Raw genomic sequence first — 16,496 nt, forward strand, 5'->3', positions numbered from 1 at the left:
CGATTGTGTCGTTACATCTCCAAGTCGGCCGTGTAGACGTCAGCCTGTCACTCGCCCCCTCTGCCGAGATAGAGTGCTAGCTACTAGCCACTAGCACACTAGCCCGTAGGCTGACGGATGTTAGTAAAGAAGATAGATCAGGCTGCTAATCAACACCCCTGACCAAATAAAAATCACCGTACAATATCCCATAATTTGACGCAGATTCAACCCAGCGATTGCCAGTAAAGGTAACGCCCAAAAAGGCTGGATCATGTTGGTCCACGCATCTCCCCATGCCACAGCCATGGCCGCTTGATTGATAGGTACGCCAAGTTGAGTTGCAGCAGGGATCACAATGGGTGCTTGCACTGCCCATTGACCACCACCTGAGGGCACAAAAAAGTTGACGAGCCCGGCGCTTAAAAACGTATACACCCCAAAACTATCCGCGCTGGATATATGCACAAACCATTCTGACATTGCCGTTGCAAGTCCAGAATCGACCATCATACCCATGATGCCCGCGTAAATTGGAAACTGAAGAATAATACCGCTACTGGAACCGATGGCTTCTTTCATCGCCCCTAAGTAGTTACGCGGATTAATATGCAGTGCTAAACCTAATAAGAGTAAACATAAATTGATGGTGTTAAGGCTAAGGCCGTTGCCTTGAGCAAAGTACTGCACTAAAAACAGCCCACCAATGAATACGAGTAAATAATTAATGATCGGACTGTGTTCTAATTTTTCAGCCGGTGTGAGAGTACTTTTATCCACTGGTGCTATTTGTGGTAGATTGGCCTCAAAGCCAATCCGTTTATCTTTGTCTGGCAACATCATAATATTAAGAATAGGTACAGTGACAACTATGGCTGCGATAATCGCTACGTTTTGCCAAGCAAAAATAGTTTGCGACAGTTGAATGGTTTGACCGGACAGCAACTGGCCCAAAGCATCGTTAGCAGGCGAGGCAACTTTAAGCGGAATCGATCCCGACAAACCACTGTGCCAAATCAACATGCCACTGTATCCGGATGCGATTAAAAGTGGAAAATGAACGTTTTTGACTAACGTAGCCACTTCACGAGCGACTAACGCGCCGACCACCAAACCAAATCCCCAATTGATCCAAGAGGCCAACATAGCCACCAGTGTGACTAATAATATTGCTTGAGCGGGTGTGCGAGCTAATTTGGCTATTCTAATCAGACCACTCTTAACCGGAACGCTCATCGCTAAAATACTGCCAAACACTAGAATTAGAACCATTTGCATCGAAAACGAGAGTAAATTCCAAAAACCATTTCCCCAATGATTAGCCATTTGAACTGTCGACTGACCTTCTACAAACAAACCACATGCAAAGACAATAACCGTTAAAATAATGGCAATAATAAATGCATCGGGTAGCCACCGTTGCATAAGGCCACTAAAAAAATCCGCGCTGCGTTTAATCATTGTTTTGACTCTTTTTTTTATGCTTAGGTTGTTTGCTAAGTTTGAGATTACCGTAAAGTAGGGCAAAGCGCTTAACTGAATCATGGGCCATACTTAAATTTAGAATTAACTAAAATTGTCTATGAAAAGGAGGTGGGATTGATTATCTATACCGTAGAATATTTGATCTCTAACCCGCTAATTCATCGGCAAGTTACTCGCTGGCTGGGCCAGAAGGCTGGCGTTTTGTGCTGCTTGGACCTTAACTTTACTTATGACTGATCTCGATCTTGCCTATAATTTACATTCTGAAATAGTTACATTTTGGCAGTTCTATGTGGCTGGCATGACCGGAGTTGTCGGTTGGGTCTTTGCGAGAAATTCGGCATGGCCTTTTGCCAAACGAATTGGCGTCATGTGTTGTGTGATTGTTTTTATGATATTCAATATCTCCGGTCTATATCGAACGTCATCTGCGCTTCACGATATTGTTGGGGTCATGCTCACTGATGGGTACTCAGTCCCAACGGGTATTGCAGCAAGCATATTTCAAACCGTGCTCACCCGTTTAAACACCGGCGATTGGTATATGCACCTTGGACCGCATCTTGGGGTCGATGTAATCATTATCTTTTTTGTGCTTGTTGTAGCTGGACAAGACCCTACCGCTAAAAAATAATATACGGGTTTTTGATACCCACCTGATTTACCTCTCAGCTTTCAGGGTGCATTGAATGTGATCCAAGCAGAGTAAGCTAAACAAAGATAGCCTAGACATTCAGCTTAAATGTTTGAACAAGACAACTTAATTTATACCCGTCATTCGTAAAACCGCATGTTTGGTGGATAAAATAATTCGTCGCCGCCATACAGTTTCATGATCTTGGCTATATGGTTAAAGTGTGCAAGTCAGTTGAGGACTATAAAATTGGGTCAACTTTTCATATTGTTTGGGGTTATGCCACTGTTTACGAACGTGGCAAATGTAAGGGTAGTAGGTGTTTACAAAGCCTTCAGCGTCGATATCAAAAAATTGTTTAGCAACATCTTCTTCGCATAAATCCAATTCGCGGCACAAAAGTATTTGTTCGTAAAAAGTGAAAAGTTGTTCCAGTTGACCACTGAGTTTATCTTCGCTAATGAGTTTCAACACTTCACTATCGTAGGTGGCTTGCAGTTCTTCGGGTTTTAACGCGGGGTCTTGTAAAATCTGGTTAAGTTGGGCTGTACGTTTGGTCATGGCTTCGGTGATATTTAACCTGACTTGTACCAGCATGCTGTTGCCGTGGTATCGCTCTACAAAAGCCATTGAACGGTCAACACGCACAGCTGACTTATGTTCTAAGTACTGATAGATACCAAATAAGCCGCCTATCACCACGGCCAATGCTGCCACCCAAGTACCTGCCACTTCGGCTATCTGTAGCTTTACTTCTTGCTCAGTCATTTTTTACAAACGGGCAATTTTTCATTAACTAGGCAAGGGTTATAACCACGATCATCACCATTATCATCTTCAACTGCACAGTTTTCGTCAGTTTCGATTCGACAATCGGCTTCAACTTCTTCATTTGCTGTACTTTCACAGCCATATAAAAACAGCATGCTGAAAGTCAACAAAACAAACATTCGAAGTGCTCTATTTAGGGATAAATTTTCCATAAGCTATTCTTAGTGTTGCATTTTATAGTTAGCACTATAGCAGTATTTATGCTTAATTAAAGTACTACAAAAAAACATGAAAATTTCCTAAAATCATGCATAAAAGAACAATCAGAGTTATTTCATGCCTGCCGCTTCTAGTAGCGTCAAGTATTGTTTTTGCCCAAGGCGGCTTTGAAAACATACGAGTTGTGACAGGCTTGTCTCTTGGCTACAGCGATTTTTCATTTCCAGAAAAGCTCGACCACAATATTTCGTTTCCTAGTGCCAATATCCCTATTGCCCTGACCCTGGGTAGCTGGCAGCTCTCACTGAACGCCAGCACCACACTTGCCGATGCTGATATTGCCGAGGAAGAGGATATAGGTGAAGCATCACGAAAAGACCTGGATTTAACGGTGGGTTACCGAATGACAAATAGCTGGTCACTTTTTGCAGGTTATAAGTACGGCAAAACCGAGATGACTTTTATTCCTCGAGATTCTGAGGAAGAAGAGCCTGACAAGCCTGAATTTACAGATGAAAGTTACTCGCAAAAAGGCCCTTTTGTGGGGGCGAGTTACAGTTGGCAATTTGATAAAGCAGGACGATTAAGTTTCTCTCTGGCCTATGCATCTTTGCAGGCAACTAATAATTTTGCGGCCAATACAGATGAGGAAGAAGAAGTTGAAATAGCTGAATTTGATGATTTGACCGGCAAGGTTAGGGGTGATACCAAAGGATTTAGTTATGGTTTGAGTTGGACCATGCCCTTGTCGAGCAATCTGCTATTTCAAACTCGATTTAAGGTCAATGATTATCAACAAGATCTTGTGGTGGATAGTGAGCGATATGAGGATATAGATGAAACGTTTACTACATTACACGTTGGATTAGCTTACGTTTTCTAGAAAACCACCAAAACAGGAATATCCCGATTTTTAGGTGGACTGAAAAACACTTCATTCAGTAAGGAGGAATGCTCCCAAGGTATTTGCTTGTTTCGTGTTTCTTTGGCCACCCCTGTCCTGACTTTTTTAAATACCTCTTCGACGCTTATTTGCTTAGTAATATGGCGCAGTAAGTGTTTGGTATAAACGCCGTTTTTGCGGTTACCATCGGCGGCCACACCACCGGGCTCAGTAGCAAAGGCAATCAAGGTATTAGACGGTGCTTTAATCGGAGCCAAGCCGCTCGATATTTGGGCATTTTCGGAAATCGAGTGGTTTTCAAAGGGGTTATTGCGACAGGCATCCAGAATAATAATATTTTGTAAGTCTTTAGATTTGTTGATTTCAGTAAACAAATTACTGACTTTATATAGGCCAGAAATAAACTGCTGATGACTTTCGAACTGCATACCCAAAGGTACAATATAGTTGTAATGATTAACCTGAATGGCATGCCCAGCGTAATAAATCAGCGCGAGTTTTTTTGCCTGGCTGTGTTTGTTTACTTCAGCGTAAAATTGTTGCACCTTTTTCGCTAAATCTGACAAATTACTATCTTTGAGCAAGCTGACTCGAAAACCCAAACTGGTCAAACTATCTGCTATGGCGTCTGCATCATTAGCGGCATTTCTTAACGGTGCAGTAACATAGTTTTTATTGCCTATCACTAAGGCAAAGCGTTGCATATCTTGCTCAAAAGCAACGCCCTTTGAGGTGACTGTCGCGAGAAAAACGCATATTAAAAACCGCAACATGTGATTTTACCCTGGTAGAAGAGAAGATTAATAATACAACTAATGGCTTGAATAAACAGCGAATACCACCCCAGCTTCAAGATAGGTGTGAGAATGTTACATTTCCACTCTCGTGGCAGAGTGGATTTAGGTTGTTCGGGCGTTTTCTGCCCGCCCTTTATCGAGCTGTTATAGGTATCTGTCTAACCCATGCTGTTCTTCTGGGCGTAGACAATGTGTCATATCTGTCTAGATATTTGCCTTTAATAGCGAAAATATTAGTTGATATGAATTACATGTTTTCCTGCGTTGGCTCATCAGTCAAAATATCAAAATAGCCTGGCAAAATGGACGTTAGCAAAGCTTTGCTTTTATTTGTCAATGTTAACAATGTCGCTCTGGTGTCTTGCTCATCTTGGGCCGAGTGTAATAATCTATCCGCTGATAGCTTTTTCACTGCTCTGCTTAAAACAGGTTTGGACACATCTAGCCTTACCGCTATTTCATATGCATATAGCCAATCGCGGCCTGGCTCTCTATCAATAACAATCAAAATTAAGAAGCGCAACTGAGACAAACCTTGAGCAGTAAAATAGTCTTCAAGCGTTCTTAATAGTAAGCTGTATTCGCGCAAACCATTCAGGCGTTGGGAAATTAGCACACTTTCGTTAAGTGAAAATTCAGTCCCATAGCGAGCTATCATGGCTTGTGTGGGGAGTTCCTTTAAAAAGAACATGTTAAGGTTTTAACGAACCCATAGTCACTATTTCAACGGGTATACTAAGCCACTCATCATATGCTGCAAACACCTTCTTAGTGTAAGGTTGCTGATAGTGTAACTGCAAAGCGGCTTCATCATGCCAACGTTCGTAGAGAAATAACTGAGTTTGCTGGGTATTTGTATGAACGTCGAATTGAATACAACCAGACTCTTTACGCGTATTTTCTAGTATGCTGATAATTGCGTCGCGCGCAGACCCGTAATAATGACTTTTGGGCGTGATGGTTGCGAAAACACAATACATGTTTATTTCTCCTCGTTAACTAACACCTAGAATATAGTTACCATGATAACTATATTCTAGTTAATGTCAATATCGGAAATATTTGTTGGTGATTAGAAGGTCAAGTTCCGTTTCTAACTGTGAGTTCAACTGGTCAACGCAACGCTGTCATTTGGGAAACTAGGGACGGTATCGGTGGCTTCAGTCAGCATAAAACTTTGAGTAACTTTTCATGGTTGATAACATTCGGCATCGCACCTCTAGCCAAACGACGTGGCCTAGGAGTAACCAGCTGTAATTAGCCCAGTCAGTTATGCCTTAAAAAAACCAGGCGAAAAACGCTGCAACATGTTAGCGTTTTGGCTATGGCGGATCGTGGTGAGGTGGTTATGGCGCAGTGGCTTGACGCAAAGGTAGTAAAACGCATAGATTGGAACGATCATTTGTTTAGTTTGGCATGTAGCTGTGCTGATTTCCCTGGTTTTACGCCCGGGCAATTTACTAAATTTGGCGTATTGCGTGACGGGAAAATCATCTCGCGCCCCTATTCACTGGTCAATAGTAGTGATGATCCGCATTTGGAGATCATAGCCGTACCGGTAGCAGAAGGGGTGTTGTCGCCAAAGTTACATACCTTGCAGTGTGGGGATGACATCAAGGTGATGGCTCCGGCGACCGGCTTTTTGGTTTTGGACGAAGTACCAGACAGCCAGAATTTATGGCTGTTAGCCACAGGGACAGGCGTAGGGCCGTTTTTGTCGATATTATCCGGGGCTGAAGCCTGGCAACGTTTTGAACAAATTACGCTGGTATATGCGGTGCGTCATGCCAATGATTTGGCCTATGTGCACGTTATTCAGCACTGGCTGCAACAGTATCCCCAACGTTTTTCGTTTATCCCGGTGGTTAGTCGAGAACCCATGCCAGGAACATTACGGGGGCGTATTCCAGCCTTATTGCAGTCCGGGGAAATACAGCAACAATCTCAACAGAGTTTACAGGCCGCAGATAGTCAGGTGATGCTTTGTGGTAACCCGCAGATGGTCACAGACGGGCTGAAAGTGCTCACAGAGTTGGGCCTCAAAAAGCATTTACGTCGCTCACCGGGACAAATTTCCATGGAACGTTACTGGTAAATGAAGGTGAGTTAACCCCCGGGAGTCTCTGCCACGCGGGGAATAAACCAGTTAAGTTTGTTATGTAAACTTACCACTGAGCCAACAATGATCAGCGCCGGAGGTTGGATAGTGGCTGCTTCGGCCTTGCCTTGAATGTTACTCAAGTCACCCGTGACTACTTTTTGCTGAGCAGTGGTCGCCGATTGTACCAAAGCGATTTGGGTGCTGGCTGGCATGCCGTGTTCTATTAACTTTTGGCAAATGATCGGTAACCCGGTTAGACCCATATAGAAGACCGTAGTTTGGTTCTGTTGGGCTAGCATTGGCCAATTAAGGTCAATGCTATTGTCACGCAGATGTCCGGTAGCAAAGACCACAGATTTGGCGTGATCCCTGTGGGTCAGAGGAATACCCGCATAGCTGGCGGCGCCACTGGCAGCGGTGATCCCGGGTACTACCTGAAAACTGATACCTTGTTCAACCAGGGTTTCGATTTCTTCGCCGCCACGGCCAAATATAAAGGGGTCGCCACCTTTAAGGCGGACCACACGTTTGCCCGCCAGGGCTAAATCGGCGAGTAACTGGTTGATTTCATCCTGGGGTACAGTGTGCAAGCTGCGCGCTTTACCCACATAGATTTTTTGTGCATCGCGGCGTACCAGTTCCAGTACCTGTGGTGAAACCAAGCGGTCATAGACCACCACGTCGGCTTTTTGCATCAGACGCAAGGCTCGAAAGGTTAACAAGTCCGGGTCGCCAGGGCCGGCTCCCACTAGATAGACTTCTCCTTGACCTGAATCATGTTCATCCAGGGCGAGCTTGTCCTGCATCATCTTCTGGGCTTTAGTGTCATTGCCGTGTAATACCTGTTCAGCAATGTCACCGTCTAATACATCTTCCCAAAAATAGCGTCGTTTGGTCACTGAATTAAAACGCTGCTTCACCTGATCCCGGAATTTTTCAGAAAATTTGCCTAACAGGCTGATTTTTTGCGGGAGCATAGATTCCAGTTTTTGGCGCAAATAACGTAGCAGAACTGGGGCCACACCACCGCTGCTGATCGCAATGATAATGGGTGAGCGGTCAACAATAGAGGGGGTAATAAATTGACAGAGTGGGGTGTTGTCCACCACATTGACCAAGATATTGCGCTCTTTTGCCTGGCTGTGGATCTGTTTGTTTAATTCGCTATTATCCGTGGCCACAAATACCAGCTGTTTGGCAGCGAGATCGTCACTGTTATAAGGGCATAGGCGAAGGGTTATGGCCTGCTCTTGCGCCAAACGTTCAATGGTAGCGCATGCCCAAGGTGCAACAACCGTGATAATGGCTGAGGTCTTAAGCAATAATTCGACTTTCCTGGCTGCGACTTCGCCAGCCCCTACCACCAGACAATTAAGTTCTGTGGTATCAATAAAGATAGGAAAATATTGCATAACGGATAACCCAAAACTAAGTTGCAGTAGATAGCCACTATTTTGCGGGCTTTGCTTATTTAAATAAAGCACCTATATACGAATACTTATGCACTTTAGTTATTTACAGTAAAGCCCAGGCAGCAAAAAGGGGCAAATAGCCCCTTTAAAATATTCTGTCTTACAGCGTTAACCTAATATTAACGCTGGACTAAGCGACCGATTACTCAGGTTTGTTTTTGCGTTTAGGTGGCTGATCAGACCACTCACGCATGTTCAAACGCTGTCCGGCAACCCGGGTTTTTTGCAGGGTATCCTGGGTTTCCCTCGGCATATCTTTTGGCAGATCAACGGTACTGAAATTATCAAATATTTCAATCGCTCCGATGTTTTTACTGCTGATATTGGCTTCGTTAGCAATGGCGCCGACGATGTTGCCAGGTTTGGCTCCATGGGTGTGGCCAACTTCGATGCGGTAACGTTGCATACCTTCTTCAGGTGCGCTGCTTTTGCGTGCTCTGGGGGCGCGTTCGCCACCTCGGTCGCCGCCACGTGGTGCGCCACGTTCACCACCGCGACCGGGACGTTCACGACCGCCGCGCTCGGGGCGTTCACCACGAGGAGGAGCGGCATTCAGATCTGGACGGTCGCCTTCTTTAAGGATAAGCGGCTCATCACCCTGGGCGATTTTAGCCAAGGCAGCCATGATCACTTCAGGCGAGGCTTCAGTTTCGGCCTGGATAGATTCAACAATAGGAATAAGGGTTTCGATGCTGGCATCGCCCATGGCTTCGATAACACTTTGTTTGAAACGCGACAAACGGGTTTCATTCAACTGAGAAATCGACGGAATAGGCATGGGATCAATTGACTGCCTGGTGGCTTTTTCAATGGAAAACAACATGCGTTTTTCTCTATGGGAGATAAACAGAATTGCATCACCTTGACGACCAGCACGACCGGTACGACCAATGCGGTGAACATAGGATTCGGTGTCGTAAGGCACATCGAAGTTGATAACATGGCTAACACGTTCAACATCCAGACCCCGAGCCACTACATCCGTAGCCACTAGAATATCGATTTTGCCTTTTTTCAGGCGATCAACGGTGCGCTCACGAGAGTTTTGCGGAATATCACCGTTTAACGGCTCCACTGCATAACCTCTGGCGGATAGCTTTTCTGCCAATTCCATAGTCGCGGTTTTGGTGCGTACAAATATAATCACGCCATCAAACTGTTCCACTTCCAATATGCGGGTTAGAGCTTCAAGTTTATGGTGACCGGCGACTTGGCAATAACGCTGGGTGATGGTACTGGCCGTGGTGACCTTGGATTCAATTTTGACCTGCTTAGGGTCATTCAAGTAACGTTTGGTGATCTTGCGGATCGGATCGGGCATGGTGGCCGAGAATAACGCGGTTTGACGCTCTGCAGGGGCATGGCTCAAAATCCACTCTACGTCATCGATAAAACCCATACGTAACATTTCGTCGGCTTCGTCGAGTACCAGAAACTTAAGTTTATCTAACTTAAGGGTGCCTTTTTTGATGTGGTCTATCACCCGGCCCGGGGTACCTACTACCACTTGCACACCACGTCTTAGTTGGCGTATTTGGTTATCATAAGACGAACCACCATATATTGGTAATACATTGATTTTTTTCGAGAAGCTTGCATACACTTGAAATGCTTCTGCTACCTGAATGGCGAGCTCACGAGTCGGAGCCAGCACTAACAATTGGGTGTTTTTATCATCTGCGTCAATATTTGACAGCATGGGCAGAGCAAACGCGGCTGTTTTACCGGTACCTGTTTGAGCCGTACCTAAAAGGTCATGTCCAGCCATGATAAGCGGAATGCATTGGGCTTGAATAGGAGTGGGTTTTTCATAGCCGACTTTCTCTAAAGCTTGGAGAAGTTCAGCAGGTAAATTGAGGTCTTTGAAAGTCAGTTCGACGGTGTCGGTCATTAATTATCCCTAGTTACAAACACGCAGGATTTAATTAGATTTCACAGTCAAATTCTAAAACTAAGCCAGCGTGGATACACAAAAAACGTATTATATGAGATAACGGGCATTTACTCCATGAAAGCCCGCGTTTAATTCCAACTTAAATGCATCTATCGAATTTTTATAAGAAACTTGTAAATGCAAGGTTAATGAAATGAAAAGCAGTGTGCTATAAATGCTTGATTAGCAGAAATTTTTATCGTCTGGGACGGTTTTGGGCAGCGATTATTGCAGACAATAATCAGGCCGTGGCAAAGTATATTGAAGATCCCTGCTAATTTTAACGCGGGGTTAGGTCTTATTCGGCCCATGGATTTCACCCGTTTATGAATGTACCTCTAGCAATCTTAAGGACGTTTGCTCAAATGTAGCAGGTGGGTTCTAATAGACTAATAAAAAGGAAGCTAAATCATGAATATTAAGATGCGAAAATCCCTACTTGTTATGACCCTAGGTTTGTTAATCAGTTGCTCTGAGCAAACCAGTGAACAACACCTTACGCAAGCCCAGGAATATATCTCCCAACAAAATAACCCTGCGGCCATAGTTTCCTTAAAAAATGCCGTGCAACTGGCACCTAAATCAGGCGAAGCGCGTTTTGAGCTTGGCAAAGTCTATTTGGCGGAAAAGCAGTTCGAGAGTGCAGAAAAAGAACTGAATCGTGCCCTGGAATATGGTTATGATCCGGCAAAAGTACTGCCGCTATTGACCCGAGCTTATCAGCGCACAGGTGCCTACGCGGCCTTAAGTCAGATGGAATATCATCAAGCCGGTCTCACCACAGTAGAACAGGCTGAAATAGGTTATTTCAAAGTAATTTCCCTGGTCCGTTTAGGGAAAATTGACCAGGCACGTGCATTAATAGAGCAACTGGCGGCATTGAACACAAGTTCGGTTTATAAGGGCTTGACAGCCGTCTACCCGGCGATTTTGGACAAAGACAACGCAATAGCACTGGATCAAGTGGAAGTATTGCGTAAACAGGCTCCACGCAATCCGGAGCTGTTAAAATTAGCCGCCCAGTTGCATTTGAGTTTAGGTAACCCGCAAGCCGCAGCTGACGAGTTCGATTATTACGTCAAGTTATACCCCGATGATCTGCAGACTACTTTTGTATTGGCCAAGTTATTGGTCGATCTGGGCAAAACGACTCAAGCTGAACCTTTTATTGATCAATTGCTGGCAGTAAATAACAGTAACCCGCTGCTCAATCAGTTAAAAGCGGCGGCCAGAGGGGCAGCCAAAGACTATCCCAGTGCTCAGAAATTTGCAGAAATCGCTATCCAAAATGGTATGAGTGATCCGTCCTTACGTTTAATTGCAGGTTACGCTGCCTATCAGCAACAAGATTATGCGGCGGCGTCTCAACACTTGTCGATGATTGCCAGTGTACTGCCAGATGAACATCCGGGGTTACGTCTGTTGGCTGCCAGTCAGTTGCAGTTAGGCTTGAGCAGTGAGGCGGGGGATGTATTGGGCCGCATAGAGCATATAAGTGAGCAGGATGCGCCACTTTTTTCTAAAGCCAGTTATGAACTGTTGCGTTCCGGCAATGTTAAAGGTGCTCAGGAACTGGTGGAAAAATCGTCTAAAATCAGTACCTCTGCAGAAGATTTAACCCGCTTAGGTTTATTGCAGCTTTCACTCAACAATCTTGACGGCATAGTGAATCTTGAGGAGGCTCTGGAAAAGTCGCCCCAATTGGCCAGTGCCCAAACGACCTTGGCAACTGCCTATCTAGCGACTGATCAATATGATAAGGCCCTTGAACTGGCCAGTAGCTGGAAACAACAAGATCCCCAGGACGTGCGTGCCTACTTATTGGCTGGTGAAGTATACAACAAGCAAAAAAACTATCCGCAGGCGCAGCAGGAGTTCGAACAGGTGCTGAAAATTGCTCCGGAGCATCAGGGGGCTGCCCTGGGGTTAGTCAATGTCAATCTTGCCCAGGGTAAAGACCAACAAGCGCAAACGCTATTGCAGCGTTTGATAGTTTCTCACCCCACTTACGTCCCAGCACTGGCTATTAATTATTTATTAGCCAAAAACAGTGGTGATCCTGCACGTGGTATTAAGGCTGTTGAAAAGGCCCATAACGCCTACCATGATAACGCCGAGCTAACGATGTTGTTGGCGCGTATATATCTACTTGACGGCCAATATGAGCAAGCTTTGGAGCAGTTGAGCACGTTTGACGATAACGAGACTCAGCCAGCCGGTTACTGGCAAAGCAAAGGCCTGGTACTTATCCGTAGCAATCAGCGCAAAGCCGCCCATGGCCATTATGATAAATGGTTGGCATTGACGCCTAACAGCAAACAAGCGGTCATAGGCAAATTATTGTTGCTGGATAATGAAAATAAATTTGAGCAGGCACTGACCCTGACACAGGGCTTTTTGCAAAAACGTGATGATGTGCAAATGCAATTGCTCAATACCCACTTTTTGCTCATGAGTAAAGACTATGAAAAAGGGCGCGAAGCTTACCATTCTCTGCCTGAAACTATCCAAAACCTGCCATTGGCCAAAGGCTTTTTAGCGCGCTTGCAATTATTGGACAAAAAACTGCCAGAAGCTCTGGAAAATGCCAACGTGGCCTATGAGTCCGTGCAAAATTCGCGTAATTTGGTGTTGCTGGTATATATATATGAACAGCTGGATAAAGCCGCTGAAGCCGAGGCACTCATTGAACAACATGTAGCTAGGCGGCCAGACGATTTAGCTGCATTGATGTTACTAGCCGAGCGTCAAATCAGCCACAGTAGCAATGATGCCATGGGCACCTATGAAAAAATAATTAAGCTCAGTGCAAATAACTTTGTTGCCCATAACAATCTGGCTTATTTATATCTGCAGAACAACAACAGCAAAAAAGCCAAATTACATGCCACTGAAGCGGTTAAGTTGCAGCCTGATAATGCAGCCGCAGTGGATACCCTGGCGCAAGTGCTGGTTGCGGATAAAGGCTACGACGAGGCCGTTAAATATTATGAAACCGTTGTAAATGATAAAATGCAAAACGAAGAAATTTATCTTAATTATGTTGAAGCGCTATTTTTAGCTGACGACAACGTGTTAGCTAAACGCAAACTGGCTCAACGTAATATGCATGCCCAAGAGTCAAAAACACGTTTGGCAGAGCTCAAAGCCAAGTATATCCCGTGATCCGCGGTCACCCTGGCAGGTGACTGCACTTAACGAGAGCATGGTTTGACACACGATTGAAGTGTGGATGTCTTTGACAAAATCAGCGCAGCGATTGCTGGTTGCGAGGCCCATAATGGTTATAATTATTGATATTAAAAAGAGTTGCTAGTTCTGTATTTCACTCCCTAATTGCGAGGGGTGATGGGTAGGCACGAATTAAACGGTTACCATCATCGATTCTCTCATGCCGGACATGACCTCAGCGCTTTACCTGAAAAAAATCCACGTCACGCCAGGGTTTTGCAAAGACAATCAGTACCAGGAGTAGATTTACTTGGCATCAGCACTTTTGTATGGCTTGCATAATCCATTGTTTTAACTGGGGTTCAGCCAGCGCTCCGGAAGTTCTGTCAACCTCAGTACCTGCATTGAACAAGATCAAGGTGGGAATACTGCGGATCCCGGCGTCTGCACTTATCTGTTGCGCTTGTTCGGTTTCGAGTTTGGCAAACAGTATGCTTTCGCTTTGTGCAGCTAACTTGGCAAAAACCGGCGCCATCACTTGGCAAGGCCCACACCAGCTCGCCCAAAAGTCGACCAATACAGGCGGGGCATTTTTCTCGATGTATTTATAAAAATTGTGCTGATTAAGCATGGCCGGTTGGTGGGTATGCACAGGCTTGTGGCATTTTCCACAGGTGGCATTGAGCTGGGACTTGCCTGGTGGGATGTTGTTGGTGACAAAACAATGTGGACAGACGATATGCATATATGAGTACCTTTGTGAATTAGCCAGTAACTAAACGAAATTTAATGCGGCGGGAACATAAATATTACAGCAATTTCTTCCATCAGTTATTTTTTGGTTTGTTTCGTTATTTCTGATAAAACCTCTGTTAGCTCCGATTGAGTGAGCCCCTTTTTTGCCAAGCAGGATGTTTTAGTCAATACATTAGTTTGTCTAGAATACCTCATGGCGTAAGTTGCGCGCTGTTTGTCCATATTCTATTGTTAGATATAAATCCCCGCAATACTCAAATTAGCACAATTGAGGAGAGTGACATGCATTTCAAATTATGGTTGTTGGCTATCCTGCTAGGCCCTGCTTGTTTTGTTAATTCAGCCCCTGTCCAAGATTTGTCAGAGCACATCGAAATAACCGAGTGGCAAGTGCCGTGGGGTGGGCGCCCCAGAGATCCCTTTGTGGCAGCTTCAGGTATAGTGTGGTTTTGTGGGCAGGAAGGCAACTATCTGGCCAGCTTGCAGCCCGCCACAGGGGCCTTTAAAAAATACCCTGTGCCTGAGGGCTCCCATCCTCATAACCTGATAGTCGATCAACAAGGGGGGGTCTGGTATGCCGGTAATCGCAATGGGCAGATAGGCAAGCTGGATCCGGCTACATCAATCATTAGCCAATTTGGCATGCCGAAAGAGATAACCGACCCCCATACCCTGGTGTTTGCCAACAATGGTGACATCTGGTTTACCGCCCAGCACAGCAATGTAATTGGTAAATTGGCCCGGGATAGTGCTGAGGTACGTTTTGTGCCGGTACCCACTGCCCGCGCTCGTCCTTACGGGATCAAAATGGATAGCCAGGACCGACCCTGGGTAGTGTTATTAGGTAGTAATAAACTGGCGTCTGTGGATCCCAACTCTTGGCAGATCAGCGAAATTACATTGCCCCGTGAAGACGCCCGACCCAGGCGGCTGGAGATCACATCCGATGATGCCATCTGGTATGTTGATTATGCCCAGGGGTATTTGGGACAATACCAGCCCGCCAGCAAAGAATTTAATGAATGGCCGATGCCAGGTGGCAAAAAAAGTCTGCCTTATGGCACGGCACTGGATGCAAACGAGCGTATTTGGATAGCCCAAACCGGCCAGTACCCCAATACTTTGGTGGGTTTTGATACGCGCAGTAAACAATTTATTGGCACCACGGAAGTGCAAAGTGGTGGCAGTATCCGCCACATGTATTTCGACGAACCAGGTAACGCCTTTTGGTTTGGGGTAGACACCGGGTATATTGGCCGGGCCCAGATAAAACAAACTAACTAAGTCGGTGTGTGAAACGCCAACTCGCTGCCATCATGGGCGTTTAATTACTTTGTTTGGCCTCACCCAGGGCGCTGATCTGCTGTTCCAACGCCCGGATCTGTTTAGATATATCTTTCAAACTGGGCTCGTTTTGCTCTTCTTGGGCTTCGGCTCGGGCATTGGCGTTTTCCTGCTCCATGACATTGACCACTATGCCGATCACCATGTTTAGAAATGCGAAGGCAGTGAAAAAGATAAAGGTCAGATAAAATATCCAGCTCAGTGGATAGACTTCCATGGTTTCGTACATCACATCTGTCCAGTCTTCGAACGTCATCACCCGAAATAATGTTAATAACGAAATGGTGATGTCACCCCATAATACCGGGTTAATCTCTTCAAATAAGGTGCTGCCTACTGCCGCATATATATAGAAAATAATAAACATCAACAGCATCACATAGCCCAGTTGTGGCAAGGCTTTGAGCAAGGAAACGAGCAATATGCGCAGTTCAGGAATGATGGAGATCATCCGCAGTACCCTGAACACCCGTACCAGACGGGCGATAATTGCCAGGTCCGCATCGTCGGCGGGGATCAAGCTGACAATCACTATCAGGGTGTCAAACAGATTCCAGAAATTCTTGAAAAAATTGCGTTTGTGCTGTTCGGCAATAAAACGAATGGTGATTTCGGTAAGAAAAAAGGCACTGATAAACCAATCAAAAAATACGGTTAAAGTATGCATAGTAGGTGACATTTCATAAGTCTTTGCCCCCACTAACAAGGCAGAAAGCACGATTACTGAAATGACAAAAATCTCAAACAATTTGTTTGAGCGTATGCGGATAAACTGGTTTTGTAAGGAAAAGGCGTTCATTGCTTCACTTTTGCTGTAAAAAAACGAGGCTAGAATATGACAATCCTCAGCACTGTCAATCATCCAGTGGTGATACTTTGTTACTAAGTTGCACAATCTGTCTGCATCTGGGCAAGGTGGATTTAATATAA

At 45.1% G+C, this 16,496-nt stretch carries 15 protein-coding genes; 5 read left to right on the forward strand and 10 right to left on the reverse strand.

Translation table 11 applies throughout. The annotated features are described in order from the left end of the window. Positions 1-120: 120 nt before the first annotated feature. Positions 121-1,440, reverse strand: coding sequence for a short-chain fatty acid transporter (locus AC3RV5_RS02125; RefSeq protein WP_489730354.1), 1,320 nt, complete (start codon positions 1,438-1,440; stop codon positions 121-123). 253 nt (positions 1,441-1,693) lie between these two features. Between AC3RV5_RS02125 and AC3RV5_RS02130 the strand changes: the two genes are divergently transcribed. Next, positions 1,694-2,098 carry a hypothetical protein gene (locus AC3RV5_RS02130; protein WP_489730355.1) on the forward strand — a complete coding sequence of 135 codons (405 nt, stop codon included), beginning with the start codon at positions 1,694-1,696 and terminating at the stop codon, positions 2,096-2,098. Positions 2,099-2,314: 216 nt separating this feature from the next. On the opposite strand, the gene AC3RV5_RS02135 is transcribed toward AC3RV5_RS02130, so the two are convergent. Together AC3RV5_RS02135 and AC3RV5_RS02140 are read right to left on the reverse strand one after the other, a co-directional pair. Continuing rightward, a complete protein-coding gene (locus tag AC3RV5_RS02135; RefSeq protein ID WP_489730356.1) occupies positions 2,315-2,866 on the reverse strand; it encodes a DUF4760 domain-containing protein in 552 nt (183 codons plus the stop codon). Further along, positions 2,863-3,081 carry a hypothetical protein gene (locus tag AC3RV5_RS02140; RefSeq protein WP_489730357.1) on the reverse strand — a complete coding sequence of 73 codons (219 nt, stop codon included), beginning with the start codon at positions 3,079-3,081 and terminating at the stop codon, positions 2,863-2,865. The genes AC3RV5_RS02135 and AC3RV5_RS02140 overlap by 4 nt, the downstream gene beginning before the upstream one ends. Positions 3,082-3,176: 95 nt before the next feature. Here AC3RV5_RS02140 and AC3RV5_RS02145 point away from each other — a divergent pair, with 95 nt between their 5' ends. Then, positions 3,177-3,971, forward strand: a complete 795-nt coding sequence (locus AC3RV5_RS02145; protein WP_489730358.1) for a hypothetical protein — start codon at positions 3,177-3,179, stop codon at positions 3,969-3,971. On the opposite strand, the gene AC3RV5_RS02150 is transcribed toward AC3RV5_RS02145, so the two are convergent. From AC3RV5_RS02150 to AC3RV5_RS02160, 3 genes are all read right to left on the reverse strand, one after another. After that, positions 3,968-4,765, reverse strand: coding sequence for a caspase family protein (locus AC3RV5_RS02150; protein WP_489730359.1), 798 nt, complete (start codon positions 4,763-4,765; stop codon positions 3,968-3,970). The genes AC3RV5_RS02145 and AC3RV5_RS02150 overlap by 4 nt on opposite strands. Positions 4,766-5,036: 271 nt before the next feature. Then, positions 5,037-5,480, reverse strand: coding sequence for a MarR family winged helix-turn-helix transcriptional regulator (locus AC3RV5_RS02155; RefSeq protein ID WP_489730360.1), 444 nt, complete (start codon positions 5,478-5,480; stop codon positions 5,037-5,039). A gap of 1 nt (position 5,481) precedes the next feature. Beyond that, positions 5,482-5,769 (reverse strand): putative quinol monooxygenase, encoded by a 288-nt coding sequence (locus tag AC3RV5_RS02160; RefSeq protein ID WP_489730361.1) that lies wholly within the window; start codon positions 5,767-5,769, stop codon positions 5,482-5,484. A 368-nt stretch (positions 5,770-6,137) separates the two neighbouring features. On the opposite strand from AC3RV5_RS02160, the gene AC3RV5_RS02165 reads away from it, so the two are divergent. Continuing rightward, positions 6,138-6,884 carry a ferredoxin--NADP reductase gene (locus AC3RV5_RS02165; RefSeq protein WP_489730362.1) on the forward strand — a complete coding sequence of 249 codons (747 nt, stop codon included), beginning with the start codon at positions 6,138-6,140 and terminating at the stop codon, positions 6,882-6,884. An 11-nt stretch (positions 6,885-6,895) separates the two neighbouring features. On the opposite strand, the gene cysG is transcribed toward AC3RV5_RS02165, so the two are convergent. Together cysG and AC3RV5_RS02175 are read right to left on the reverse strand one after the other, a co-directional pair. Next, positions 6,896-8,302: a siroheme synthase CysG gene (cysG, locus tag AC3RV5_RS02170; protein ID WP_489730363.1), complete on the reverse strand. Its 1,407-nt coding sequence runs from the start codon at positions 8,300-8,302 to the stop codon at positions 6,896-6,898. 202 nt (positions 8,303-8,504) lie between these two features. Beyond that, complete coding sequence (locus AC3RV5_RS02175) at positions 8,505-10,253, reverse strand: DEAD/DEAH box helicase (protein WP_489730364.1); 1,749 nt, start codon at positions 10,251-10,253, stop codon at positions 8,505-8,507. Positions 10,254-10,706: 453 nt separating this feature from the next. On the opposite strand from AC3RV5_RS02175, the gene prsT reads away from it, so the two are divergent. Further along, positions 10,707-13,460 carry an XrtA/PEP-CTERM system TPR-repeat protein PrsT gene (gene prsT / locus AC3RV5_RS02180; protein ID WP_489730365.1) on the forward strand — a complete coding sequence of 918 codons (2,754 nt, stop codon included), beginning with the start codon at positions 10,707-10,709 and terminating at the stop codon, positions 13,458-13,460. Between the two features lie 322 nt (positions 13,461-13,782). Here prsT and trxC read toward each other — a convergent pair whose 3' ends face one another. Next, positions 13,783-14,211, reverse strand: a complete 429-nt coding sequence (gene trxC / locus AC3RV5_RS02185) for a thioredoxin TrxC (RefSeq protein ID WP_489730366.1) — start codon at positions 14,209-14,211, stop codon at positions 13,783-13,785. 293 nt (positions 14,212-14,504) lie between these two features. Here trxC and AC3RV5_RS02190 point away from each other — a divergent pair, with 293 nt between their 5' ends. Further along, the gene (locus AC3RV5_RS02190; protein WP_489730367.1) at positions 14,505-15,506 is read left to right on the forward strand and encodes a Vgb family protein; all 1,002 of its coding nucleotides are present in this window, start codon (positions 14,505-14,507) and stop codon (positions 15,504-15,506) included. Positions 15,507-15,546: 40 nt separating this feature from the next. On the opposite strand, the gene AC3RV5_RS02195 is transcribed toward AC3RV5_RS02190, so the two are convergent. Further along, positions 15,547-16,365: an ion transporter gene (locus AC3RV5_RS02195; protein ID WP_489730368.1), complete on the reverse strand. Its 819-nt coding sequence runs from the start codon at positions 16,363-16,365 to the stop codon at positions 15,547-15,549. Positions 16,366-16,496: the final 131 nt, after the last annotated feature.

The sequence above is a fragment of the Paraglaciecola sp. IT1134 genome (assembly GCF_058068185.1).

Bases quoted from the DNA above. Each gene is read 5' to 3' on its own strand.
- AC3RV5_RS02155 (WP_489730360.1), bottom strand. From the start codon at position 5,480: ATGTTCTTTTTAAAGGAACTCCCCACACAAGCCATGATAGCTCGCTAT.
- AC3RV5_RS02130 (WP_489730355.1), top strand. From the start codon at position 1,694: ATGACTGATCTCGATCTTGCCTATAATTTACATTCTGAAATAGTTACA.
- AC3RV5_RS02125 (WP_489730354.1), bottom strand. From the start codon at position 1,440: ATGATTAAACGCAGCGCGGATTTTTTTAGTGGCCTTATGCAACGGTGG.
- AC3RV5_RS02160 (WP_489730361.1), bottom strand. From the start codon at position 5,769: ATGTATTGTGTTTTCGCAACCATCACGCCCAAAAGTCATTATTACGGG.
- AC3RV5_RS02190 (WP_489730367.1), top strand. From the start codon at position 14,505: ATGCATTTCAAATTATGGTTGTTGGCTATCCTGCTAGGCCCTGCTTGT.
- AC3RV5_RS02140 (WP_489730357.1), bottom strand. From the start codon at position 3,081: ATGGAAAATTTATCCCTAAATAGAGCACTTCGAATGTTTGTTTTGTTG.
- AC3RV5_RS02195 (WP_489730368.1), bottom strand. From the start codon at position 16,365: ATGAACGCCTTTTCCTTACAAAACCAGTTTATCCGCATACGCTCAAAC.
- AC3RV5_RS02135 (WP_489730356.1), bottom strand. From the start codon at position 2,866: ATGACTGAGCAAGAAGTAAAGCTACAGATAGCCGAAGTGGCAGGTACT.
- AC3RV5_RS02145 (WP_489730358.1), top strand. From the start codon at position 3,177: ATGCATAAAAGAACAATCAGAGTTATTTCATGCCTGCCGCTTCTAGTA.
- prsT (WP_489730365.1), top strand. From the start codon at position 10,707: ATGAATATTAAGATGCGAAAATCCCTACTTGTTATGACCCTAGGTTTG.
- AC3RV5_RS02165 (WP_489730362.1), top strand. From the start codon at position 6,138: ATGGCGCAGTGGCTTGACGCAAAGGTAGTAAAACGCATAGATTGGAAC.
- cysG (WP_489730363.1), bottom strand. From the start codon at position 8,302: ATGCAATATTTTCCTATCTTTATTGATACCACAGAACTTAATTGTCTG.
- trxC (WP_489730366.1), bottom strand. From the start codon at position 14,211: ATGCATATCGTCTGTCCACATTGTTTTGTCACCAACAACATCCCACCA.
- AC3RV5_RS02150 (WP_489730359.1), bottom strand. From the start codon at position 4,765: ATGTTGCGGTTTTTAATATGCGTTTTTCTCGCGACAGTCACCTCAAAG.
- AC3RV5_RS02175 (WP_489730364.1), bottom strand. From the start codon at position 10,253: ATGACCGACACCGTCGAACTGACTTTCAAAGACCTCAATTTACCTGCT.